This is a genomic window from Variovorax sp. GW821-FHT09B05 (genome assembly GCF_059418265.1).
Map to the genome: position 1 here is coordinate 124,225 of NZ_JBWKPN010000017.1, position 23,049 is coordinate 147,273.

The window sequence follows — 23,049 nt, forward strand, 5'->3', positions numbered from 1 at the left end:
AGGCCGTTCAGCCCTTGCGGCCGCCGAACAGCACCAGCACCCCGCCCACCACGATCGCCGCGACGCCGGCCCAGGCCGGGAAGTTCACGGTCTGCTTCTCTTTCACCGACAGCTCGATCGGCCCGAGCTTGGCCTGGTGCGTCTCGCGCGTGAAGCTGAAGCCGCCGAGGCCCAGCCCGGCGATGCCGGCGACGATCAGGATGATGCCGACGATGCGGGTGGCGTTCATGGTGCGTGTCCTCCGTCCGTGGGCCGATGCGGGGTGCCGCGGCTGGCGGCAGCTTACTACCGCGGCTGCTGCTGTTGCTGCTGGTCCACCCACTGCACGATCTCGGCGATCGCCGCATCGCTGGCCGCGGCCAGCGCCTTCACGCCGCCCGGTGCATCGGCGCTCGGCGCGGGCCGGCGCACGGTGATCAGCTTCTGGCCCATCACGCGGTCGCCGCCGGTGCCGCTGCGCACGAGCGTGACGCGCAGCCGCACCAGGCCCACGCTCGCGCCGGGCGAATCGAAGTAGTGGCTGAACTCGTCGAGCGACAGGCGCAGCGTGTCGGGCACGCGGCCCTCGGCGCGCGCGATGGTCGCGCTCTCCTCGGGGCCGAGCACGGTGCGGCGCTCGGCCAGCGTGTCGCGCAGCCGCTGGCGCAGCAGCTGCGCGGGCGACAGGCTCCAGCGCGACTGGCCATAAGGCTTGAGTTCGTTGGCGTCGGCATAGCCGAGCCGGTAGAGGATCTGCGTGCCGTCGAGCCGCGGATTGGCCTCGATCTCGGGCAGCGCGATCATGGCCTGCGCCGCCGGCGCGCTGCTCGCCTGCTGCGCCGCCATCGGCCCGGGACCGAAGTCGTAGAGCGTGGCGCGCTGGGGCTTGTCGGGCAGCGCGCCGCAGCCGGCCAGCAGCAGCGCGAGGCCAAGGCCGAGAGCGAGAAGGGGATGCGTGGCGTTCTTCATGGTCGTTGTCCTGCCATCGTGGATGCAGTGGCCGCTCAGGGCCTGGCGCCGTTGCCCGAGGCGGGCGGCGGCGAAAAGCCCGGCTCGCCTGGTCCGGCCGCCGCGCCGCCGTTGCCGAACAGCAGCGATTGCGGGTTGTCGTTGATGCTGTCGGCCGCGCGGCCCAGCCGGCGCACCGCGTGCGAGGTGTCGTCGGCCACGCGGTTCACGCGCGGTAGCGTGGCGGCGTTGAAGGAATCGACCGCCTGCGCCAGCGCCTTGGTGCCGTCGCCCAGGCGCTGCACCGGACCGTCGGGCGCATTGAGCCGCGTCACGGTGCCGTTGAAGTTGTTCGCCACGCGCGAGACGTCGCCCGCGGCCTTCTTCACCGAGTCGAGCGTGTCGGGCAGCCGTTGCAGCACGGGGGCGACGCCGGTCTTCACGGTGCCGTCGAGGCGCAGCATCAGCTGGTTGGCGCTCGAGGTCGCGGCCGCGATGTTCTCCAGCGCATCGGCCACGCGCTTCTGGTTGTCGTCGTTGAGCAGGCGGTTGGCGCGCTTGGTCACCTCCTCGACCTGGTTGATGATCGCCTCGCCGCGGTCCTGCAGCTGGGCCAGCATCGAGGGCTTGAGCGGGATGCGCGGCGGGTCGCCGTTGTCGGGCTTGAGCGCCACGTTCGATTCACCCTTGTCGTCCAGCGCGATGAAGGCCAGGCCGGTCACGCCCTGGTAGCTCAGCGTGGCGAAGCTCGAGGTGGTCAGCGGCACGCGCTCGTCGACCGTGATGCGCACGCGCACGTTGCCCTTCACCTTGGGGTCGAAGTCGATCAGCGTCACCTTGCCGACCGCGATGCCGCGGTAGCGCACCATCGCCTGCGGCTGCAGGCCGCTGACCGCGTCGCGCGTGGAGAGCTCGTAGATGTTGCGCACGGTGTTGTCGCGCGTGAACCAGACCACCAGCCCCACGAGCACGGCGAGCAGGCCGAGCACGAAGGCACCGGCGGCGAGGGCATGGGCCTTGTTTTCCATGGACTACCTTTCGGCGCCGCCGGCCTCGGGCCGCGGCGCATGTCGTTCGGGGGCGGGTCGGTCGTGCAGCGCCTCCAGGGCGCGTTGGCCGCGCCCACCGAGAAAGTACTCGTGGATGAAGGGATGCGGGTAGGCGATCACCTCGCGCGCGGTGCCGCTGGCGATGACCTTCTGGTCGGCCAGCACCGCGATGCGGGTGCTCAGGTCGAACAGCGTGTCGAGGTCGTGCGTGACCATCACCACCGTGAGGCCGAGCTCGCGGTGCAACCCGCGCAGCAGGTCGCAGAAGCTGTCGGAGGCCTCGGGGTCGAGGCCGGCCGTGGGTTCGTCGAGCAGCAGCAGCGGCGGGTCCATGATCAGCGCGCGCGCCAGCGCCACGCGCTTGATCATGCCGCCCGACAGGTCGGCCGGGCTGCGGTTCGCATGGCGCGGCTCCAGGCCCACCATCTGCAGCTTGACCAGCGCCGCGTTGCGGATCAGTTCGTCGGGCAGCAGCTTGAGCTCGCGCAGCGGAAAGGCGATGTTCTCGAGCACGCTGAAGGCCGAGAACAGCGCGCCGTGCTGGAACAGCATGCCGACGTTGGCCGCGCCCGCCGCGCTGAGTTCGCCGGGCGCCTGGCCCAGCACCTCGACCGTGCCCTTCGAGGGCTTCTCGAGCCCGAGGATCTGGCGCAGCAGCACCGTCTTGCCGGTGCCAGAGCCGCCGACCAGCGACAGCACCTCGCCGCGCGCGATGCGCAGGTCGAGGTCGCGGTGCACCACCTGCTCGCCGTCGGTGTTCTTGAACACGGTCCACAGGCGACGGATGTCGACCACGGTCTCGGGCGCGGCGGAGGAGGGCGTGGCCTGCGTGTTCATCCGCGGAACCCGATGCCCTTGAACAGCACGGCGAACAGCGCGTCGACCAGGATCACCGCGGTGATCGAGGTCACGACCGACGAGGTGGTGCCGCGCCCCAGGCTCTCGGTGTTGGGCTTGACCTTCATGCCGAAGTAGCAGCCGATCAGCGCGATCAGGATGCCGAACACCGCCGACTTGGCGGTGGCCAGCCAGAGGTTGGCGATCGGCACCGCGCGCGGCAGCGCCGAGAGGAAATAGGCCGGCGAGATGTCGAGCGCCGCGTCGGCCGCGAGCATGCCGCCCAAGAGCGCCGCCATCGAGGTCCACAGGCTGATCAGCGGCATCGCGATGGCGAGTGCCAGCACGCGCGGCATCACCAGCCGGAAGCCGTGCGGGATGCCCATCACGCGCATCGCGTCGAGCTCCTCGGTCACGCGCATCACGCCGATCTGCGCCGTGATCGCCGAGCCCGAGCGGCCCGCGATCAGCACCGCCGCGAGCACCGGCCCGAGCTCGCGCACCAGCGACAGGCCGAGGATGTTGACCACGAAGGTCTCGGCGCCGTACTGGCGCAGCTGCTGCGAGATCAGATAGGCCAGCACCACGCCGATCAGCAGCCCGACCAGCGCCGTGATGTGCAGCGCCGTCGCGCCGAACTGGTAGAGATGGCCCGAGAAGTCGCGCCAGGGCCCGCGGTGCGGCGCCGCCAGCAGCCTGCCGACGTCGATCGTGAGCTGGCCGATCAGGCCGACGAAGTCGCGCGTCACGCCCATCGCGCGCGGGCCGTTGTGCGAGAAGTCGCGCAGCCGCTCGACCAGCGTCTTCGGCGGTTCCTCGGGCGTGCCGACGGTGTACTGCGCCACCTGGTCGAGCACCGCCTTGTGCTGCGGCGCCAGCTCGAGCGTGGCGGGCCAGTCGTGGCGCCAGCGCTCCCACAGCAGCTGCGCGCCGATGTGGTCGAGCTGCGCGATCGGGCGCAGGTCCCAGGCCGCGTCGTCCTGCTTCGGCAGCGCGTCCAGGCTCTTCGCGAGCGCCTGCCAGTCGGAGGCCGAGGACATCGCCAGCGTGGTCCAGCGGCCGCTCGCCACGATCCAGCGCTTGCCGTCCTGTTCGCGCGACTCGATGCGGGGTCTCGCGGCGACGTCGGCTGCAGCGGGGCTGTCGGCAGGCGGCGTGGTGGAGGGCATGGTCCGGGGGAGCGGGTGGGAAGAGGAGGAGGAAGGGCGAGCGGAACGAACCAAAGGTTTCAAAATGCAGCGCGCATCGTAACCGTAGGCCCTGGGGCGTCATGTGCGACCGAACCCTCGATTACGTAGGGAAGCACGCCGTTTTTCCTGAGGCCTTTCTTAACTTTTCGTGAAACCGTTCGGGGCGCGCAGCAGGTTCATTCACGCCTTCTCAACTCCAGGCGCGCGTCAGCGCATCCCAGGCGCTCGCGATCACCGGCTCGTTGCGCCGCGCCGCCAGCGACACGAAGCGCAGCGCGCAGTCGAGCTGCACCCGGTCGGCCAGCACCAGCCCGTGGGCCTGGCTCTCGCGGATCGCGATCGAGTCGCGCAGCAGGCTCAGGCCCACGCCCGACTTCAGCAGGTCGAGCATCGAGGCCTCCTGGTCGACCAGCGCCACGCGGCGCGGCGCCAGGCCCAGCGGTCCGAACACGCGCTCGAGCAGCCGGTGGTGCGCCGATTCGGGCGGCGTCGCGAGCCAGGGCAGCGCCGCCAGCGCCTTCCAGTCGCGCCCCGTCACCTGCGGCCCCCAGCCGGCCGGCGCCACCACGCGGTAGGTGAAGCGCGTGAGGGTGCGCGCGGCCAGCGCGGCATCGCCGCCGGCCGCATCGCCCTCGGCATCGAGATGGAAGCCCACGTCGAGCTCGCCGCGCAGCACCTGCGCCAGCACCGTGCCGCTCATGCCGTGGCGCAGCTCGGTCTCGATCTGCGGCGCCGACTCGACCAGCTCGCGCAGGAACATGCCCAGGCGCGTGAACTCGGGGTCGAGGATGGTGCCGATGCGCAACGCGCCGCGCACCGTCGACTGCAGGTTGCGCGCCGCCTGCTGCAGGTCGCCCACCGCGGCCAGCACGCGCTCGGCCTGCGGCAGCAGCGCCGCGCCGTCGGCCGTGAGCGCCAATCCGTGCGGCGTGCGCGTGAACAGCTGCAGGCCGGTGTCCTCGGCCAGCCGCTTGAGCTGCAGGCTCACGGCCGGCTGCGTGAGGTGCAGCCTGGCGGCGGCGCGCGAGACGCTGCCTTCGCGCGCGGCCAGCACGAAGGCGCGCAGGATCTGGAGGTCCATTTGGGCAGCGGCAGTCATATAAGGCAGGTTTATACGCTCGGCGAACCGAATTCATTGGCTTTCCCCTCGTAGATTGGGCCCAATGGCGCCCATGGAGCAGTCGCCGCATCCATCAGTTCGTGAAATATCTTTCTCCGTCATCGGGGCGGGTCGATGCCGCTTTCGCTGAAACCTTTCTTTCGTAGAGTCGCCGTGATCCCCTGGAGGGGCGGACGGAGCGCAGGCCTTGCGCATCCGCGGGCACAAGACTTCACGAAGAACGGAGGAACCATGGCTGCGACTTCTCGCGAGGCATCCCGTCGAACCCCTTGGCCGATGGCCGTGCTGGCCGCGTTGCTGGCGGCCTGCGCGGCGCCGCCGCTGCATGCGGCCAGCGTGCTGTCGGTGAGCCCGCAGGGCGAGGCGCGCGACGTGCGGCAGGTGGCCGTGCGCTTCGACGCCGACATGGTGCCGCTGGGCCAGGACGACGGTGCCGAACCCGCGAGCGTGCAGTGCACGCCGCAGACGCCGGCGGGCAGCGCCCGCTGGATCGGGCCGCGCGCCTGGGCCTTCGAGTTCGCGCAGGACGTGCGCGGCGGCACGCGTTGCCGCGTGGTGTTCAAGCCGGGGTTGAAGACGCTGGCTGGCGAGGCGGTGACGCCGCCGCCGGTGGCCGAATTTGTTGCCGGGCCGCACGGTTTCTTCGGCAGCTATCCGGGCGAGGGTTCCGAGGTGGCCGCCGACCAGGTCTTCCTGATGCGCCACTACGACCCGCAGCCGACCGAGGATGCGCCGGCGCTGGCCGCGCGCTTCGCCTGCGAGTGGCGCGAAGGCGGGCAGGTGCGGCGCCAACCAGTGGTGGCGGTGACGGGGGCGGCACTCGACGCGGCGCTCGAGCGCGCGCGCGTTGCGCTCGAGCTGCGCAATTTCGCGCTCGGCCTGCGCTGCGCGCAGCCCGTCCCGGAGGGTGTCGAACTGTGGCTGGTCCAGCAAGGAACGCCGCGGGCCTTCAACTACCGCGTGCTTCCGCCCTTCACGGCGCGCGTCGGCTGCACCTTCCTCGAGTACCCCAAGGGCCGCGAGGCCTGCGATCCGCGCCTGTCGCTGAACATCGTGTTCTCGGCGCCGCTGTCGCTGGAGGCCGCGCGGCAGGTCCGGCTCGTGGACGCGGCGGGCCGGGACATGCCGCTGACCCCGGCGTCCACCTGGCGCCATCCGCAGGCGACGACGCAGCTGACGGCGACGCCCTCCGCGGCGGGCTTCGGCGAGGACAGCCGCTACAGCCTGCGGATGCCGGCCGAACTGCGCGACACGCTGGGCCGGCCGCTCGCCAACGCCAGCGAGTTCCCGCGAAGCATCGCCTTCGTGCGGCTGCCGCCCTATCTGGGCGCCGTCCATGCGCAGTCGGTCATGCCGTGGCAGCCGGGTGGCGGCGGCGCGGTCGCGGCCTTCGCGGTGCGTCGCGCTGAAAAGTCCTTGCCGGTGCGCCAATGGCGCTTCGGCGGCGAGATGGGCGAAGGCATCGAGGCCTATGCGATCGAGCTGCTGCAGGCCCGCGGGTCGAACGCCTGGCCCACCACGCCGCTGGACGACAAGGTCGGCGCGCCGCGCACCTCGACCATCCCCACGCAGGGCGACGCGATGGAGTTCGTCGGCGTGCCGCTGTCCGCGCCCGGCCTGCACGTGGTGCGCGCCGACAGCGCCGCCTTCGCCGGCTACCTGGGCAACCGCACGCCCTTGCCGGGCGAGCGGCCGGACCCCGGGCCGTTCCAGCGCTACACGGTGGTGCAGGCCACCAACCTCAATCCCGATGCGCGCTTCAGCGACATCGGCGCCTCGTCGGTCTGGGTGACCGCGCTCGACACCGCGCTGCCGGTGCCGGCCGCGGAGGTGGCGATCTATTCCTGCAAGCGCGAACTGCTGTGGCGCGGCAGGACCGACGCGCAGGGCCTGGCGCAGCCCGGCGAGGCGCTGCGGGGTCGGCTCACCTGCAGCGACGCCGGCTATGCCAACGGCGCCTGGATGGTGGTGCGCGCCGGCAACGACATGGCCGTGATGCAGGTACCGGCGAACGGCTACGGTTATCAGGGGGCGGGCGGTGCCGCGCGCAACCTGCGCGCCCACACGGTGCTCGACCGCACGCTCTTCAAGGCCGGCGAGACCGTCGGCATGCAGCACGTGGCGCGGCTGCTGGAGAGCCGTGGCTTCGCGTTGCCGCCGCCCGGCGCCGTGGAGATCGAGATCCGCCACGGCGCGGGCGAGAAGGTCTTCACTGCCAGCGCGATGCTCGGTGCCGACGGCAGCGCCACCAGCGCATGGACGATTCCGCGCGATGCCAGGCTCGGCGACTACACCGTGACCTTGTCGCAGGCCGGCAGCTGGCTCGGCAGCGCGCAGTTCCAGGTCGAGGAATTCCGCACGCCGGTGTTCGACGCGGCGCTGCAGGCGAAGGCCTTCTGGGAGCGCGACACGCAGGTGGCGCAGCTCGATGCGCGGCTGGCCTATTTCGCGGGCGGTGCCGCGGTGGGACTGCCCGTCGAGGTCAAGCAGAGTTGGCTCGCGCAGGTGCGCGCGCCGCGCGAAGGCTATTCCTTCTACGCCGCGGAGACCGCGCAGGGCCGCGCGATGCCGCCGGCCATCCCGGCCGAACAGGCGCGGCTCGATCGCGACGGCAAGGCGCGGATCCGTCTCGCCGCGCCGCCGCTCGAGCGCCCGATGCTGCTGCAGACGGAGTTGAAGTTCCAGGACCCGAACGGAGAGACGCAGACCGTCGGCAGCGCCGCCATGCTGTGGCCCGATCGCATGAAGCTCGGCCTGCGCGTGCGCGCGAAGGAGCGCGACCGGCCGCAGGCGATCGAAGGCATCGCGCTCGACGACAGGGACCGGCCGGTGGCGGACGAACCCGTCACGGTGCGCGCCAGGCCCGTGCGGCGGGACTGGAACGGCGGCCAGTACAGCATCGTCGATCTGGGCCCCGAGACGCAGGTGTGCAGCGCGCGCACCGACGCGCAGGGCCAATGGGCCTGCGAATGGCAACTGCCCGACGATGCGCAGGGCGCACAGGTTGCCGAACACTGGCTGTTCGAGGCCAGTGCCGCCTCGCTCAGGCACAGCCGGTCGATCGTGCGCGCCGCGATGCTCGAGAACCGCGGGTCGCTCGGCTGGCGCGAGGCGCTGGCGCGCAACGCGCTGCAGGTCGACAACGGCCCGGACTTCGGCCCCGGCGACACGGCCATCGTCGTCGCGCGCCCCGAGCGCCTGCCGGCCCATCTGCTGCTGACCGTCGAGCGCGAGGGCGTGATGAGCGCGAGCGTGCATGCGCTCTCGGCGCCGCAGCAGCGCATCGCGTTGCCGCTCGCCGCGCAGCACGCGCCCAATGTGGCCCTGTCCGCGCGCTACGTGTATCCGCTGCAGGGCGCGGGCAAGAACGAGCCGCTGTCGAGCGCGCAGCGCGCCGACCTGCGGGTGCGGCCCGATGCATGGACGCTCTCGGTGGGCGTGCGGCCCGCGGCCACGGATGCGCGGCCGCGCGCACAGGTGCCGGTGGAGGTCGCGGTGCGCGATGCCGCCGGCCGGGCCGTGGCCGATGCACGCGTCACGCTGGTGGCGGTCGACCAGGCACTGCTCGCGCTCAAGCCCAACGGGACCTGGGCGCTCGCGAAGGCGATGTTCGCCCAGCGCGGCAATTCGGTGCGCGGCGGCGCGCTCGATGCCGGGCTGCTGCGCGGCGTGGACCTCGGATGGCAGCCCACGCATCGGCCGTACGACGAGGCCGCACGCAGCATGCCCGGCGTGGTGCCGGCTCCCGCGGCGATGATGGCGGCGGGCAGGGCGGCGGGGCTCGACGGCAGCGACGCGCCCCCGACACGCTCCGATTTCTCCTCGCTCGTCCTCTGGCGCACCGACCTGCGCACCGACGCCCAGGGCATCGCCCGCGCCACCGTGCCGCTCAACGACGCGCTGACCCAGTTCCGCATCGTCGCCATCGCGAGCGCGGGCGAAGCGCAGTTCGGCGAGGGCGAGGCCACGCTCACCAGCACCCAGCCGCTGCAGATCTTCAGCGGCCTGCCCGAGTTGCTGCGTGTGGACGATGCGATCGTGCAGAAGCTCAGCCTGCGCAACACCGGCAAGGCAGCGCTCGCCGTGGCGCTCAGGGCCGAGGCCGCGGTCGAGCCCGGCGAAGAATGGTCCGGCGCGCGCGAGGTGGTGCCCGCCGAGGCACTGGCCGCGCGCGGCCTGAAGATCGAGCGCCGGCTGCAGCTCGCGCCCGGCCAGACGCAGGAGGTGCTGTGGCCCGTGGCCGTGCCGGGCGGCGCGGGCGCGCTGCGCTGGCGCATCGGTGCGCAGGGCCGGGGGGCCGGCGTCGACGAGCGCGACGCGCTGGAGATCGTGCAGCGCGTGGTGCCCGCGCTGAGCGCCACGGTGCGCCAGTCGATGCTGCTGCCGGTGAGCGACGCGGGTGCCGTGCCCGTGGCGCAACCGCGCGATGCGGTGCCGCTGGTCGGCGGCGTGCGCGTCGCGCTGCAGTCCAGCCTGGTCGATGCCGCGCTCGCCGAATCGATGCGCTGGATGGCGCAGTACCCGTACATGTGCCTCGAGCAGCAGAGCTCGCGCTTCGTCTCGCTCGACGACCGCGCGAGCTGGGACCGGCTGATGGCGCAGTTGCCGAAGTACATCGACGACAAGGGCCTGGCGCGCTACTTCCCCGAGCCCACGCTGCCGGGCAGCGAGATGCTCACGGTGCAGCTGCTCGACATCGCGCAGGCCAAGGGTTGGCCGGTGCCCGAGGCGCAGCGCCGCCGCATGCTCGATGCGCTCGAGTCGCTGCTCGAAGGCCGTCTCGAGGCACAGGACTGGGCGCCGCGCAACTACCTCGAATCGCAGCAGCTCGCCGCGCAGGCCACGCTGGTCGAGCAGGGCCGCCGGAACATCGTGCTGCGGCCCCAGTCCGTCGCTGCGCTCTCGGCGCAGTCGCTGGTCGACTGGTCGCGCACGCTGCTGGCCATGCCCGCGGACGCCGCGCGCGATGCCGCGCTGGCCGAGGCCGGCGCGCAGCTGCGCGGCCGCTTCGACGTGCAGGGCACGCGCATGCGCTGGCGCGACGAGCCGGCGCTGCACTGGTGGTGGTTCATGTGGAGCGGCGACAGCACGGCCGCGCGCATGGCGCTGCTGGCGCAGCAATGGGCGCGCACCGATGCGGCCTGGAAGGCCGATGCGCCGCTGATCGTGCAGGGCCTGGTCGGCCGCCAGAGCGCGGGCCGCTGGAGCACCACCACCGGCAATGCCTGGAGCACCGTGGCGCTGCGCAACTTCCAGCAGCAATTCGAGGCCGGACCGGTCGACGGCGTCACGCGCGCGGCGCTGGGCCGCGCGACGCGCGAGGCCGCCTGGACCGATGCGAAGGCGCCCGACATGCTGCTGCCCTGGCCCGCACAGGGCGCGCAAGGCACGCTGCAATTGCGCCACGAAGGCGGCGGCAAGCCCTGGGCCGTCGTCAGCGCGCTGGCCGCGACGCGCAATGCGCAGCCGCTCGCGCATGGCCTGTCGGTGCGCCGCAGCGTCACGCCGGTGGAGCAGAAGCGCAAGGGCCGGTGGTCGGTGGGCGACGTCTACCGCGTGCGGCTCGATCTCGAATCCACGGCCGCGCAGACCTGGGTGGTGGTGCGCGACGCCGTGCCCTCGGGTGCCAGCCAGCTCGGCCGCGGCCTGGGCCGCGAGAGCAGCCTGGCGCAGCAGGGCGAGACGCAGGGCGGCTGGACCTGGCCCAGCCATGTCGAGCGCGCCACCGACAGCTGGCGCGCCTATTTCCGCTACGTGCCGCGCGGCCACTGGCGCGTGGAGTACACCGTGCGCCTGAACAACGCGGGCGAATTCAGGCTGCCGCCCGTGCGCGCCGAGGCGATGTACGCGCCCGAGGTCTTCGGCGAGGGCGTGCCCGAAACCATGACCGTCCAACCTTGAGAGAACACGCTGGAAGAAAGAAAGCAAAGATGAGAGACAACGACACCACCTTCGACTACATCGTCATCGGCGCCGGCACCGCCGGCGCGCTGCTCGCGAACCGGCTCAGCGCCGACAAGGACAAGCGCGTGCTGCTGGTCGAGGCCGGCCGCAAGGACGACTACCACTGGATCCACATCCCGGTCGGCTACCTCTACTGCATCGGCAATCCGCGCACCGACTGGCTCTACAGCACCGAGCCCGACGCCGGCCTCAACGGGCGCGTGCTGCGCTATCCGCGCGGCAAGACGCTGGGCGGCTGCTCGAGCATCAACGGCATGATCTACATGCGCGGCCAGTCGCGCGACTACGAGCAGTGGGCATCGCTCACCGGCGACGAGGACTGGCGCTGGCAGAACGTGCTGCCGGCCTTCAAGAAGCACGAGGACTTCTACCTCGGCGCCGACGAGATGCACGGCGCGGGCGGCGAATGGCGGGTCGAGAAGCAGCGGCTGCGCTGGGACATCCTCGACGCCTTCGCGGCCGCCGCGGTCGAGGCCGGCGTGCCGCACACCACCGACTTCAACCGCGGCAGCAACGAGGGCGTGGGCTACTTCCAGGTCAACCAGAAGAACGGCTGGCGCTGGAACACGGCCAAGGCCTTCCTGCGGCCCACCTGCTACGGCCGGCCCAACTTCGAGCTCTGGACCGGCGCGCAGGTCTCGAAGCTGGTGATCGAGCGGCAGGCCGACGGCACGCAGCGCTGCACCGGCGCCCGGATCTGGAACGGCCACGAGATGGTGACGGCGCACGCCACGCGCGAGGTGATCCTGAGCGCGGGCAGCATCGGCTCGCCGCAGATCCTGCAGCTCTCGGGCATCGGCCCGGCCGAGTTGCTGCGCCAGCACGGCATCGAGGTGGCGGTCGACGCGCCCGGCGTCGGCGCCAACCTGCAGGACCACCTGCAGATCCGCGCGGTCTACAAGATCGACGGCGCGCCCACGCTCAACGTGCTGGCCTCGTCGATGGTCGGCAAGGCGCGCATCGGCCTCGAGTACCTGCTCAGCCGCAGCGGCCCGATGAGCATGGCGCCCTCGCAGCTCGGCGCCTTCACGCGCAGCTCGCCCGACCGCGAGTGGCCCAACATCCAGTACCACGTGCAGCCGCTGTCGCTCGATGCCTTCGGCGAGCCGCTGCACGCGTTCCCGGCCTTCACCGCGAGCGTGTGCAACCTCAACCCGACCAGCCGCGGCACGGTGCGCATCCGCTCGAAGCGCTTCGAGGACGCGCCGGCGATCGCGCCCAACTACCTGAGCACCGACGCCGACCGCAAGGTGGCGGCCGACTCGCTGCGCGTGACGCGCCGCATCGCCGAGCAGCCCGCGCTCGCCAGGTACAAGCCGCAGGAATGGAAGCCCGGCGTGCAGTACCAGAGCGACGAGGACCTCGCGCGCCTGGCCGGCGACATCGCGACCACCATCTTCCATCCGGTGGGCACCACCAAGATGGGCGCCGACAACGATCCGATGGCGGTGCTCGATGCGCGGCTGCGCGTGCGCGGCGTGCAGGGGCTGCGCGTGGTCGATGCGGGGGCGATGCCGACCATCACGAGCGGCAACACCAACAGTCCGACCTTGATGATGGCGGAGAAGGCGGCGGGCTGGATTCGCGCCGAGGCGCGCTGAAAGAGCCTCAGCGCCGCGGCGCCGGACCGCGCCGTTTCGCCTGCGGGGCCTGGGCCGCCAGGCGCACCTTCGCCCCCTCGAGCATCAGGTCCACCCCGATCTCGAACAACGCATCGGGCCCCGCCGCGCGGTAGCTCGCGAAAGCCTCCGCCAGCAGCGGCCGCGAGGCCGCGGCGGCATCGAGCGTCTGCTGCTGCATCGCCGCGTCGGCCGGTGTCGCCTGCTGCTCGAGCACGCAGCCCACGGTGTAGCGGCCCAGCGCGATCAGCAGGGTCATCGCCTGCGCGGGCGGCACGCCCAGACGCACCACGGCCGCGAGCTGGGCCTCCACCATGTCGAGGTCGCCCGGATCGGGCTCGGAGCCCGCGTGCAGGCGCGCGCCGTCGCGCCGCGCCAGCAGCGCGCGCCGGAAGCTGCGCGCGTTCTCGCGCAGGAAGCTCTCCCACGATTCGTCGGGCAGCGGCAGCTTGCGGTGATGGCTGCGGCGCAGGATCTCGCCGTTCATCGCGTCGAGCAGCGCGCGCTTGTTCTTGAAGTGCCAGTAGAGGGCGGGCTGCTGTACGCCGAGCCGCTCGGCCAGGAGCCGGGTGCTGAGCTTGTCCATGCCGACCTCGTCGAGCAGCGCGAGCGCCGCCTGGAGGATCACGTCGCGGTCCAGTTTCATTCAGTTGTCGTGCTTGCCGGTGTCGATCCGGGAGGGTACTTCACGGCCCGGAATTTATCGCTGATAATTCCTTATCAACGATAAATTAACCATGTCCTCCATTTCCCTCCCATTCGCCGGAAACCGCCACGCGCAGGCGGTGATCCTCGCGATCGTCACGCTCGATGCCATCGGCATCAGCCTGGTCATGCCGATCGTGCCGAGCCTGCTGCGCGAGGTCGGCCACAGCGGCGAGCTCGGCTGGCACTTCGGCGCCTTCCTCTCGCTCTACGCGCTGATGCAGTTCCTCTGCGCGCCCGTGCTCGGCGCGCTCAGCGACCGTTTCGGCCGCCGGCCGGTGCTGCTGATCTCGGTGCTGGGCGCGGCGATCGACGCGCTGTTCATGGCCTTCGCGCCCTCGCTGTGGCTGCTGTTCGTGGGCCGCGCGATCGCCGGCATGACGGGCGCGAGCATGGCCGTGGCCTCGGCCGCCATCGCCGACCTCACGCCCGAGCACCAGCGCGCGCGCTGGTTCGGCCGCATGGGCGCCTGCTTCGGCCTGGGCTTCATCGCCGGGCCGGCGCTTGGCGGCGTGCTCGGCGACCACGGCGTGCGTCTGCCCTTCATCGCGGCGGCCGTGCTCAACGGCCTGACCTTCCTGGTCGGCCTGCTGGTGCTGCGCGAATCGCGGCCGCCGGCGCTCGCCTCGCAGCCCTTCGACCGCGGCGTGCTGCATCCGCTCGCGCCGCTGCGCTGGGCCGCGAGCTTTCCGGCGCTGCTGCCGGTGCTCGGCGTGTTCCTCGTGCTGGTGCTGGTGGGCGAGGTCGCGGGCACGACCTGGGTGCTCTACGGCGAGGACCGCTACGCCTGGAACGCCAGCATGGTCGGCATCTCGCTCGCGGTCTTCGGCCTGCTGCAGGCGCTGGTGCAGGGCTTCGTCGCCGGGCCGCTGGTCGAGCGCTGGGGCGAGCGCACGGCGATCGCGGTCGGCACCATCGCCGACGGCACAGGCTATGCGCTGATCGCCTTCGCCTCGCACGGCTGGATGGTGCTGGCGCTGCTGCCCTTCCTGTGCCTGGGCGGCATCTGCGCGCCCGCGCTGCAGTCCACGCTGTCGGCGCGCGTGGGCGAGGCGCAGCAGGGGCGGCTGCAGGGCGTGCTCGCGAGCATCGCCAGCCTGGCCTCGGTGTTCGGCCCGCTGCTGATCAGCCCGCTGTACTTCGCGTTCCGCGCGCGCTTCCCGGGCATCGTGTGGCTGGCCGGCGCGGTGCTCTACCTGCTGTGCCTGCCGGTGCTGCTGCGCCGCACGCGCTGAGCACCCTCGCCAGCGCGGTCACTTCTCGATCGACTTGTTCCAGCGCGCGTTCCAGGCCGGCCGGTTGGCGTTGATGCTCTCCCAGTCGATGGTGACCGCGGTCTTCATCCACTGGTTGATCTCGGCCACCTGCGTCGCGCCCTCGCCCACGGCCGGCGCCTTGGGGTTGGTCGGGATCTGCGCGCCGTACTGCAGCACGTTGGCCTGCGCCAGCGGGCTCAGCAGGAATTCGGCGAGCTTCTGCGACAGCTCGGGCTCGCTGTTGTTGGCGATCACGCACTGGCCCACCATCAGCACCACCGCGCCTTCCTTGGGCGGCGCGTATTCCACCGGAATGCCCTTGACCTTGAGCGCGGCCACGGCCGTCGGCGTGAGCGGGAAGATCGCGGCCTCGCCGGTCTGCACCATCTCCGAGAGCTTGGCCGAGCTCGGGATGTACTCGAGCACGTTCGGGCCGATGGTGGTCGGCCAGGCCTTGAAGCCGGGCTCCACGTTCTTGTCGTTGCCGCCCTGGATGCGGTTGAACATCAGGAAGCCGTGCAGCCCGAAGGACGAGGACGACATCGACTGGAACACCACCTTGCCCTTGAACTTCGGATCGGCCAGGTCCATCCACGAGGTGGGCGCGGCCCAGCCCTTCTCCTTGAACATCTTCGCGTTGTAGGCCAGGCCGGTCATGCCCAGGCTCACGCCGCTGGCCATGTCGTCCTTGAAGCGCGCGGCCGGGTAGATCTCGGCCAGCGAGGGATTGGGCTTCTGCTTCTGGCACAGGCCCATGCCGATGGCGCGCACCATGATGCCGTCGTCGAGGAACATCACGTGCATCTGCGGCCGGTCCTTGTTGGCCTGCGCCTTGGCGAGGATGTCGGAGGAGGTGCCGGGCACCACCACCACCTTCGCGCCGTAGAGCTTCTCGAAGGCCGGGAAGACGTACTGCGTGTACGCCTTCTCCATCGTGCCGCCGTTCATGCCGATGTAGAGCGTCTTCGTCTGCGCGTGGGCCGCGCCGCCGAAGCCCGCGAGGGCGGCCGCCGCGGTGGCGGCGAAGGTGAGGAAAAAGGAAGTGCGGTCGCGTCGTGCCATGGTGGGACTCTCCGTTCAGTGTCGAGGGTGGATCTGCGGTTGCGGTGGGTTGCTCTTGTCGGGTTCAGTGCGAGGCCGATGCGGCGGCTTCGACGGGTCGCTCGGCCTTCGCGTCGGTAAAGAAGCGCTCGATCGCGAAGGCCTCGATCGGCGTGGTGCTGCGGCCGTCGCGCGCCAGCTCGGCCAGCACCTCGCCCGCGGCCGGGCCGATCTGGAAGCCCGCGCCCGCGAAGCCGAAGCCGTGGAACAGGCCGGGCGTGGTGCGGCTCGGCCCCAGCACCGGCTGGCGGTCGGGCAGGTAGCCCTCGGTGCCGCTCCAGGTGCGGATGAAGTGCGCATGCGCGAGCCGCGGCAGCAGCTCGATCGCCTGTGCCGACAGCGTGGCGATGGCATCGCGCTCGGAACGCGCGCGCTCGGTATCGAGGCCGATGCCGGCGCCGCCGCCGAGCACCAGGTTGCCGCGCGCGACCTGGCGGCAGTAGATGCCGCCGCCCTCGACGCCGAGGCTCCAGTCCATGAAGAAGGGCAGGGGCTCGGTCACCGCCATCGCGGGATGGCCCGACTGCAGCGGCACGGCCTCGCCGAAGTGGGTGGCGATGGGGCCCGACCAGGCGCCCGCGCAGTTCAGCAGCACCGGCGAGCGCACCTCGAGCGAGCCCTCGGCATGCGTGGCGCGCAGCCGGAACAGCGTGCCGTCGTGCGCGACCTCGTCGACGCGGTGGCGCTCGAACACCTGTGCGCCCGCCTGGCGCGCCGCGAGCGCGAAGGCCGGCGACACCAGCCGCGGATTGGCCTGCCCGTCCTCGATGCACAGCGAGCCGCCGAGCGCGCGCGCGCCGAGCCAGGGGCAGTGCTCGCGCAGCCGCGTGCCCGTCACCAGCTCGAGCCCGAGGTCGAAGCCGGCGTCGCGCACGCTCGCGCGGTAGCGCTCGAGCGCGGCCATGTCGTCCTCGCAGCGGCCGATCTTGAAATGGCCCGAGCGCTGGTACTCGCCCTCGGTGCCGATCAGCTCGCCGAGACGGCCCCAGATGCGGTGCGCGCGCTGCGCCAGCGGCAGCTGGCTCAAGGGCCGGCCCTGGCGCCGCACGCCGCCGTAGTTGACGCCGCTGGAGCGCGAGCCGCAGAGGTCGCGCTCGAGCAGCACCACGTCCAGGCCCATGCGCCGCAGCGCGAGCGCGGCCGACGAACCGACGATGCCGCCGCCGACGATCGCCACGTCGCAGCGCAGGGTGCGGGTGGTGCTCATGCGTTCGCTCCCTCGGCAGGAGCCTGCGTGACGAGCCGGATCGGTATCGGCTTGACCGGCGCCTGCCCGCGCAGCCGGCCGACCTGTGCGAGCGGCTGGCCCGTCGCGTGCGCGAGGATCTCGGCCGCGGCCACGCCGCACATGCGGCCCTGGCAGCGGCCCATGCCCACGCGCGACAGCGCCTTGAGGCGATTGAGTTCGTCGGCGCCGTTGACCGCGACGGTCTGGCGCAGCGTGCCGGCCGTGATGTTCTCGCAGCGGCAGACGACGAGCTCGTCGGGTGCATGGGCGGCCCAGTCCCGCGGCAGCGGAAACGCGCGTTCGAGTCCGCGGCGAAAGCCCGCAAGCGCATCGAGCTTGCGCTCGAGCAGCGCGGCACGTGCGCCATCGACGGCCACGCCCTGGTCCGCGAGCAGCGCGAGCGCCGCGCGTTCGCCGGCCCACTCGGCCGCATCGGCGCCCATGATGCCGGCGCCATCGCCCGCGAGGTACACGCCCGCCACGCTCGAGCGGCCCGCCGCGTCGCGCACGGGCAAGTGGGCGCGATGCATCGGCGCGAATTCGAAGCGGCAGCCCAGCAGGTCGGCCAGTTGGGTCTCGGAACGCAGCGCGTAGCCGAAGCCGACGGCATCGCAGTCGATGCGGCGTTCCTCGCGTCCGTCGTGCCAGGCGACGCCGGTGACGCGGCTCGCGCCGTCGTCGCCAATCACGCGCAGCGGCCGCACGCCGCCATGCAGCGGCACGCCATGCGCGCGCAGCCAGGCGACGAAGTAGACGCCCTTCGCGAACACCGCGGGCTGCCGCAGCATCGCGGGCGTGGCCGCGACCTGGTCCGCGAGTCGCGCGGTGTCGAGCACGGCCGCGACCTGCGCACCGGCCTTCGCATACTGGTAGGCCACCAGATAGAGCAGCGGCCCCGTGCCCATGAACACCACGCGCTGCCCGATGGCGCAGCCCTGGAACTTGAGCGCCACCTGCGCGCCGCCGAGCGTGTAGACGCCGGGCAGGGTCCAGCCCGGCAGCGGCAGCACGCGGTCGGTGGCGCCGGTGGCCACGATCAGCGGGCCATGCGGCACGCGCGCGGTGCTGCGCGTCGGGCCGTGCAGCACGTCGAGCACGCCGCCCTGCGCGTTCCATACCAGGCTGTCGGGCCGGTAGTCGATGCGATCGCGCAGGCCGTCGAAGGCCGCGTGCACCGCGTTCGCGCGCGCGGCCTCGAAGCCGTAGAGCGTGGCCGCCGCGCGTTCGACGAAGTTGGTGGGCGGGCGGCGGTAGATCTGTCCGCCGGCGTGCGCGGCCTCGTCGATCACGATCGGGCGCAGGCCATGCGCGACCAGCGCCTGTGCCGCGCGCACGCCGGCCGGTCCGGCGCCGACGATCACGGGAGGAAGTGCCGCCGTCGTCATGCCTCGCCCCGCCCGGTGACCAGTGCCATGCCCGGCGCGATGAAGGTGGAGCAGGCGCGCAGCCGCTCGCCCTCGGCGGTCGCGATCCAGCAGTCCTGGCAGGCGCCCATCATGCAGAAGCCCGCGCGCGGCGCGTCGCTGAACTCGTTGCGGCGCAGCTGGGCAGCCTGCGTGAGCACGGCGGTCAGCACCGTGTCGCCGGCCAGCGCCGACGCGGGCGCGCCGTCGAGCGTGAAGGGCACGGTGGCGCGGCCGGTCTCGGCCACGCGGTGCAGCAATGCATGGGTCGCCATCTACTTGCGTCCCACCAGCACGCGGTCCAGGCCGTAGAGCCGGTCGAGCACCACCATCGCGACGGCGGTCACCGCCACCATCAGTGCCGACACCGCGGCCATCAATGGGTCGATCGACTCGGTGGCGTACATGTACATGCGCACCGGCAGCGTCACCGTGCTCGGCGAGGTGACGAAGATCGACATCGTCACCTCGTCGAAGCTGTTGATGAAGGCCAGCATCCAGCCGCCCGTGACGCCCGGCAGGATCATCGGCAGCGTGATGCGGCGGAACACCGTGGCCTGGTTCGCGCCCAGCGAGAGCGCGGCCTGCTCGGCGCTGCGGTCGAAGCCCACCAGCGCCGCCACCACCAGCCGCAGCGTGTAGGGCGTGACGATCAGCGCATGCGCCATCACCAGCCAGCCGAAGCTGCCGGTGCCGCCCACCAGCGCGAACAGCCGCAGCAGCGCGACGCCGAGCACCAGGTGCGGAATGATCAGCGGCGACAGGAACAGGCCGTTGAGGAAGTCGCGGCCCGGGAAGTCGTAGCGCGTGATCGCCATGCCCGCAGGTACCGCGAGCAGCGTCGCGATGGTGGACGCGCTCAGCGCGAGCCACAGGCTGTTCCAGAACGACTGCATGAAGTCGGGGTGCGCGAACACCGCCTCGAACCAGCGCAGCGAGAAGTGCGTGGTCGGGATGGTCAGCGTGTTCTCGGGCGTGAACGCGACGATGCAGACCACCAGCAGCGGGGCCAGCATGAAGGTGATGACGAGCGCGTTGAACGCGAGGGCGATGGGGCCGTTCCTGCTCATGCGATCACCCCAGCGCTTTCTTGTAGCGGCCTTCGACCAGGCGGTTGTAGCTCAGCATCACCACGAGGTTGGCCACCAGCAGCGTGAGCGCCACCGCCGCGCCCAGCGGCCAGTTGAGCTCGCTCAGGTACTCGTCGTAGACCACGGTCGCGACCATCTTGAGCCGGCGCCCGCCGAGCAGGCCGGGAATCGCGAACGAGCTTGCCGCGAGGCCGAACACGATCAGGCTGCCCGAGAGGATGCCGGGCATCACCTGCGGCAGCACGATGCGGCGCAGCGTGGTGAAGGGCGTGGCATTGAGCGAGAGCGCCGCGTTCTCCACGCCGGGATCGAGCTTCTGCAGCGAGGTCCAGACCGGGATCACCATGAACGGCAGCATCACGTGCACCAGCGCGATCACCACGGCCGCGCTGGTGTAGAGGATCTTCACCGGGCCGATGCCCACCAGCTGCAGCAGCGCGTTGACCGCGCCCTCGGGGCCCAGCAGCATGCTCCAGCCGAAGGCGCGCACCACCACCGACACCAAAAGCGGCGCCAGCACCACCAGCAGCAGCACCGAGCGCCAGGGGTTGCGCATGCGGCTCAGCACATAGGCCTCGGGCGCGCCGATCAGCACGCAGATCAGCGTGACCAGCGCCGAGATCCAGAAGGTGCGCCAGAAGATGCCGTGGTAGTAGTCGTCGCCGAACACCTGCGCGTAGTGCGCGAGCGTGAACTCGCCGGCGCGCGGGCCGCTGGCCGGGTCGTAGACGTTGAAGGACAGCACGGCCGTGAGCAGCAGCGGCACCACGAGCAGCGCGATGAACAGCACCAGCGCGGGGCCCGAGAGCCACCAGGGCGTGGCCTTGCGGGAGATGCCGCTCATGCCGCCACCGCCTCGTCGTCGCGCAGCAGCCGCGTGCAGTGCGCGGGCCAGTCGATGCCGGCCGCGTCGCCTTCGTCCAGCGCGGCGCGGCCGTCGTTGGGGCTCAGCACCATCAGCTCGCCGGCCGGCGTGGCGAGCCGGTAGAGCCACTGGCTGCCGAGGAAGAAGCGCTCCTGTACCGTGCCGTCGAGCCGGCCGCTGCCCGCGGGCACCAGCTGCAGCTTCTCGGGGCGCACGCTCATCAGCACGGCGGCGCCGCTGTCGTAGCCGCCTTCGCCAACTTCGACCGCGAGCGGCCCGACCGCCACGTTGCAGCTGCCGGTGCCGCAAGCCGTGACACGGCCCGGCAGCAGGTTGGCCTTGCCCACGAAGGTCGAGATGAAGCGCGTGCTCGGATGCTCGTAGACGCGGTGCGGATGGTCGATCTGCGTCGCGCGGCCGCCTTCCATCACCACCACGCGGTCGCTGATCGACATCGCCTCGCTCTGGTCGTGCGTGACCATCACCGTGGTGGTGCCGACCTTGCGCTGGATCTGGCGCAGCTCGAACTGCATCTCCTCGCGCAGCTTGGCGTCGAGGTTCGACAACGGCTCGTCGAGCAGCAGCACCGGCGGCTCGATCACCAGCGCGCGCGCCAGCGCCACGCGCTGCCGCTGGCCGCCCGAGAGCTCGCGCGGGTAGCGCGCGGCGTGGGCCTCGAGGTGCACCAGCGCCAGCGCCTGCTGCACGCGTTCGCGGCGCTCGGCCTTGGGCATCTTGCGCATCTCGAGGCCGAAGCTCACGTTGTCGGCCACCGTCATGTGCGGAAACAGCGCATAGCTCTGGAACACGATGCCCAGGCCGCGCGTGTTGGCCTTGGCATGCGTGATGTCCTGGCCCGCGAGCTCGATGCGGCCGCTGGTCACGGCCTCGAAGCCCGCGATCATCTGCAGCGTGGTGGTCTTGCCGCAGCCCGAGGGGCCGAGCAGCGAGACGAACTCGCCCTTCTCGACCGTGAGGTTCATGGCCGTCACCGCGCGGGTGCTGCCATAGGACTTGGACACGTCGCTGAGCCGCAGGAATGACATGGAACGCCTTTCGTCGGAGATCGGAATCCACGGCCGGCGCGCCTGCGCCGGGGCCATGAATGCGTGAGTGCTTTCGATTCACTCTATTGCAACGATCGCGCCAGACCGCCACGGGTATTCCATTAATCAGAATATTTCTTTAATTTATTCCGTTCAATGGAATATGATGGCTCGAGCAAGATCGACGTATTCCAAGGAAACGGGACATGGAAACCACAACCGCGGCCAGCGGCGGCGTGCCGCGCATCTTTTCGGTGATCCGGGCGCTCGGCGTGGTGCAGGCCGAGGGCGGCCGCGTCACCCAGATCGCGCGCGCCGTCGGCCTCACGCAGGCCACCACGCACCGCCTGCTGCAGTCGCTGATGGCCGAGGGCGTGGTCGAGCAGGACGAGCGCAGCAAGCTGTACCGGCTGAGCATCGAGTTCTTCGCGCTCGCGGCCAACGCCGGCAATCCCGGCGACCTGCGCACCCTGTGCCGGCCCGCGCTGCTGCGCCTGTGCGCGAGCCTGGGCGACAGCATCTTCCTGCTGGTGCGCAGCGGCTTCGACGCCGTGTGCCTCGACCGCAGCGAGGGCCCGTTCCCGATCCGCTCGTTCACCGGCGACATCGGCGGGCGCATCGCGCTCGGCGTGGGGCAGGGCGCGCTCGCGATCCTGGCCTTCCTGCCCGAGGGCGAGCGCGAGGAGGTGATCCGCTTCAACCTCTCGCGCGTGCGCGAGTACGGCGTGTACGACGAGGTCTACCTGCGCACCGAGATCGAGCGCGTGCGCCAGAGCGGCTTCGCGGGCCGCAACACCGGCCTGCTCGAGGGCATGGCCGGCGTGGCCGTGCCCATCCTCGACCGCGAGGGCCGCGCCGTGGCCGCGCTGAGCGTGGGCACCATCGCCGACCGCCTCAACGCCGACCGGCTGCCGACCGTGGTCGACCTGCTGCAGCGCGAAGCGGTGGCGATCGGGCCGAGGATCAATCCCTTCGATGCCTCGCTGCGCCGGCCGGCGCAGAGCCTGGCGGGGTCGCCGGCGGGGCAGAAGATCACTGCTTGAGCTTGCGGTCCTCGTTCTTCGCTTCCTGCATTGCCTCGGGCTCCAGTTCCTCGGCGTAGCGGTTGAGCCGGATGAAGAGGCCCCAGCCGGCCATCATCAGCCCGACCGCGCCCAGCATGGCGGCAGCGTGCAGCATCAGTTCCGGCGCCTCGCGCGCCTTGAAGGTCGCGACCAGCCCTTCGACCGCGACAGCCACCACGATCACCACCATGAAGCGCGACAGGAAGCGCCGCACCCGGGTCGGCGCGCCGATGTGGGCGTCGCGCACCACCTCCTCTTCGACCACGGTCTGGGAGATCTGCAGCGCCACGACGGCGGCCGCGAGCAGGCCCACCGCCTCGATGATCGCCTCGGCCGCCGGCAGGTCGAGGTCGTGCACGACCGCGCCCCAGCCGGCGCGCGCCGCGATCACGATCAGAACCAGCGACGCGATGGCGAAGGCGAGCGCCATCAGCGCGTGGACCGCGGCATAGAGGGTGTGGATCAGCTTCATGGCAGGGGCGGCGAAGTGAGGGTGCCGCATCGTCGGCGCCGCGCGCAAAGCGGTGCGTAGGCGCGCGAGCCGTTTCGAGGAACGCGCGCGGCGGGTGATGCCTGCGGGGAGT

19 protein-coding genes are annotated in these 23,049 nt (G+C 71.5%); 4 read left to right on the plus strand and 15 right to left on the minus strand.

Going from position 1 to position 23,049, the window contains the following annotated elements; all coding sequences use genetic code 11:
- Positions 1-7: 7 nt before the first annotated feature.
- The 6 genes from AC07RM_RS33575 to AC07RM_RS33600 form a co-directional block, all read right to left on the minus strand.
- The gene (locus tag AC07RM_RS33575) at positions 8-229 is read right to left on the minus strand and encodes a hypothetical protein (protein WP_057593185.1); all 222 of its coding nucleotides are present in this window, start codon (positions 227-229) and stop codon (positions 8-10) included.
- Between the two features lie 56 nt (positions 230-285).
- Positions 286-948: an ABC-type transport auxiliary lipoprotein family protein gene (locus AC07RM_RS33580; protein WP_296780432.1), complete on the minus strand. Its 663-nt coding sequence runs from the start codon at positions 946-948 to the stop codon at positions 286-288.
- A 35-nt stretch (positions 949-983) separates the two neighbouring features.
- A complete protein-coding gene (locus AC07RM_RS33585) occupies positions 984-1,955 on the minus strand; it encodes an MlaD family protein (RefSeq protein WP_208507469.1) in 972 nt (323 codons plus the stop codon).
- 3 nt (positions 1,956-1,958) lie between these two features.
- Positions 1,959-2,813, minus strand: coding sequence for an ABC transporter ATP-binding protein (locus AC07RM_RS33590; RefSeq protein WP_296780437.1), 855 nt, complete (start codon positions 2,811-2,813; stop codon positions 1,959-1,961).
- Positions 2,810-3,982 carry an MlaE family ABC transporter permease gene (locus AC07RM_RS33595; protein WP_296780440.1) on the minus strand — a complete coding sequence of 391 codons (1,173 nt, stop codon included), beginning with the start codon at positions 3,980-3,982 and terminating at the stop codon, positions 2,810-2,812. The genes AC07RM_RS33590 and AC07RM_RS33595 overlap by 4 nt, the downstream gene beginning before the upstream one ends.
- Before the next feature lie 211 nt (positions 3,983-4,193).
- Positions 4,194-5,102 (minus strand): LysR family transcriptional regulator, encoded by a 909-nt coding sequence (locus AC07RM_RS33600; RefSeq protein WP_495337233.1) that lies wholly within the window; start codon positions 5,100-5,102, stop codon positions 4,194-4,196.
- Positions 5,103-5,354: 252 nt separating this feature from the next.
- Between AC07RM_RS33600 and AC07RM_RS33605 the strand changes: the two genes are divergently transcribed.
- Positions 5,355-11,024: an alpha-2-macroglobulin family protein gene (locus tag AC07RM_RS33605; RefSeq protein ID WP_495337234.1), complete on the plus strand. Its 5,670-nt coding sequence runs from the start codon at positions 5,355-5,357 to the stop codon at positions 11,022-11,024.
- 29 nt (positions 11,025-11,053) lie between these two features.
- On the plus strand, positions 11,054-12,688 hold the full coding sequence (locus AC07RM_RS33610) for a GMC family oxidoreductase (protein ID WP_495337235.1): 1,635 nt from the start codon (positions 11,054-11,056) through the stop codon (positions 12,686-12,688).
- 7 nt (positions 12,689-12,695) lie between these two features.
- On the opposite strand, the gene tetR is transcribed toward AC07RM_RS33610, so the two are convergent.
- Complete coding sequence (gene tetR, locus AC07RM_RS33615; protein ID WP_495323005.1) at positions 12,696-13,352, minus strand: tetracycline resistance transcriptional repressor TetR; 657 nt, start codon at positions 13,350-13,352, stop codon at positions 12,696-12,698.
- A 91-nt stretch (positions 13,353-13,443) separates the two neighbouring features.
- On the opposite strand from tetR, the gene tet reads away from it, so the two are divergent.
- A complete protein-coding gene (gene tet / locus AC07RM_RS33620; RefSeq protein ID WP_431510698.1) occupies positions 13,444-14,646 on the plus strand; it encodes a Tet(A)/Tet(B)/Tet(C) family tetracycline efflux MFS transporter in 1,203 nt (400 codons plus the stop codon).
- A gap of 18 nt (positions 14,647-14,664) precedes the next feature.
- Here tet and AC07RM_RS33625 read toward each other — a convergent pair whose 3' ends face one another.
- The 7 genes from AC07RM_RS33625 to AC07RM_RS33655 all read right to left on the minus strand — a co-directional run bounded on the left by AC07RM_RS33625 (position 14,665) and on the right by AC07RM_RS33655 (position 21,401).
- The gene (locus AC07RM_RS33625; protein WP_490878683.1) at positions 14,665-15,729 is read right to left on the minus strand and encodes an ABC transporter substrate-binding protein; all 1,065 of its coding nucleotides are present in this window, start codon (positions 15,727-15,729) and stop codon (positions 14,665-14,667) included.
- Positions 15,730-15,793: 64 nt separating this feature from the next.
- On the minus strand, positions 15,794-16,975 hold the full coding sequence (locus AC07RM_RS33630; RefSeq protein WP_495337236.1) for an NAD(P)/FAD-dependent oxidoreductase: 1,182 nt from the start codon (positions 16,973-16,975) through the stop codon (positions 15,794-15,796).
- Positions 16,972-18,381: an FAD/NAD(P)-dependent oxidoreductase gene (locus AC07RM_RS33635; RefSeq protein WP_495337237.1), complete on the minus strand. Its 1,410-nt coding sequence runs from the start codon at positions 18,379-18,381 to the stop codon at positions 16,972-16,974. Before AC07RM_RS33635 ends, AC07RM_RS33630 begins: the two co-directional genes overlap by 4 nt.
- On the minus strand, positions 18,378-18,674 hold the full coding sequence (locus tag AC07RM_RS33640; RefSeq protein WP_431510695.1) for a (2Fe-2S)-binding protein: 297 nt from the start codon (positions 18,672-18,674) through the stop codon (positions 18,378-18,380). The genes AC07RM_RS33635 and AC07RM_RS33640 overlap by 4 nt, the downstream gene beginning before the upstream one ends.
- Positions 18,675-19,469, minus strand: coding sequence for an ABC transporter permease (locus AC07RM_RS33645; protein ID WP_495337238.1), 795 nt, complete (start codon positions 19,467-19,469; stop codon positions 18,675-18,677). It lies immediately after the preceding gene.
- Between the two features lie 4 nt (positions 19,470-19,473).
- On the minus strand, positions 19,474-20,334 hold the full coding sequence (locus AC07RM_RS33650) for an ABC transporter permease (RefSeq protein ID WP_395349739.1): 861 nt from the start codon (positions 20,332-20,334) through the stop codon (positions 19,474-19,476).
- On the minus strand, positions 20,331-21,401 hold the full coding sequence (locus AC07RM_RS33655) for an ABC transporter ATP-binding protein (protein WP_296780463.1): 1,071 nt from the start codon (positions 21,399-21,401) through the stop codon (positions 20,331-20,333). The genes AC07RM_RS33650 and AC07RM_RS33655 overlap by 4 nt, the downstream gene beginning before the upstream one ends.
- 206 nt (positions 21,402-21,607) lie before the next feature.
- On the opposite strand from AC07RM_RS33655, the gene AC07RM_RS33660 reads away from it, so the two are divergent.
- Positions 21,608-22,444 carry an IclR family transcriptional regulator gene (locus AC07RM_RS33660; RefSeq protein ID WP_057597266.1) on the plus strand — a complete coding sequence of 279 codons (837 nt, stop codon included), beginning with the start codon at positions 21,608-21,610 and terminating at the stop codon, positions 22,442-22,444.
- Here AC07RM_RS33660 and AC07RM_RS33665 read toward each other — a convergent pair.
- Entirely contained in the window at positions 22,434-22,937 is a 504-nt protein-coding gene (locus AC07RM_RS33665; protein ID WP_057597265.1) for a hypothetical protein, read from the minus strand. The two genes, AC07RM_RS33660 and AC07RM_RS33665, sit on opposite strands and share 11 nt — an antisense overlap.
- Positions 22,938-23,049 lie beyond the last annotated feature (112 nt).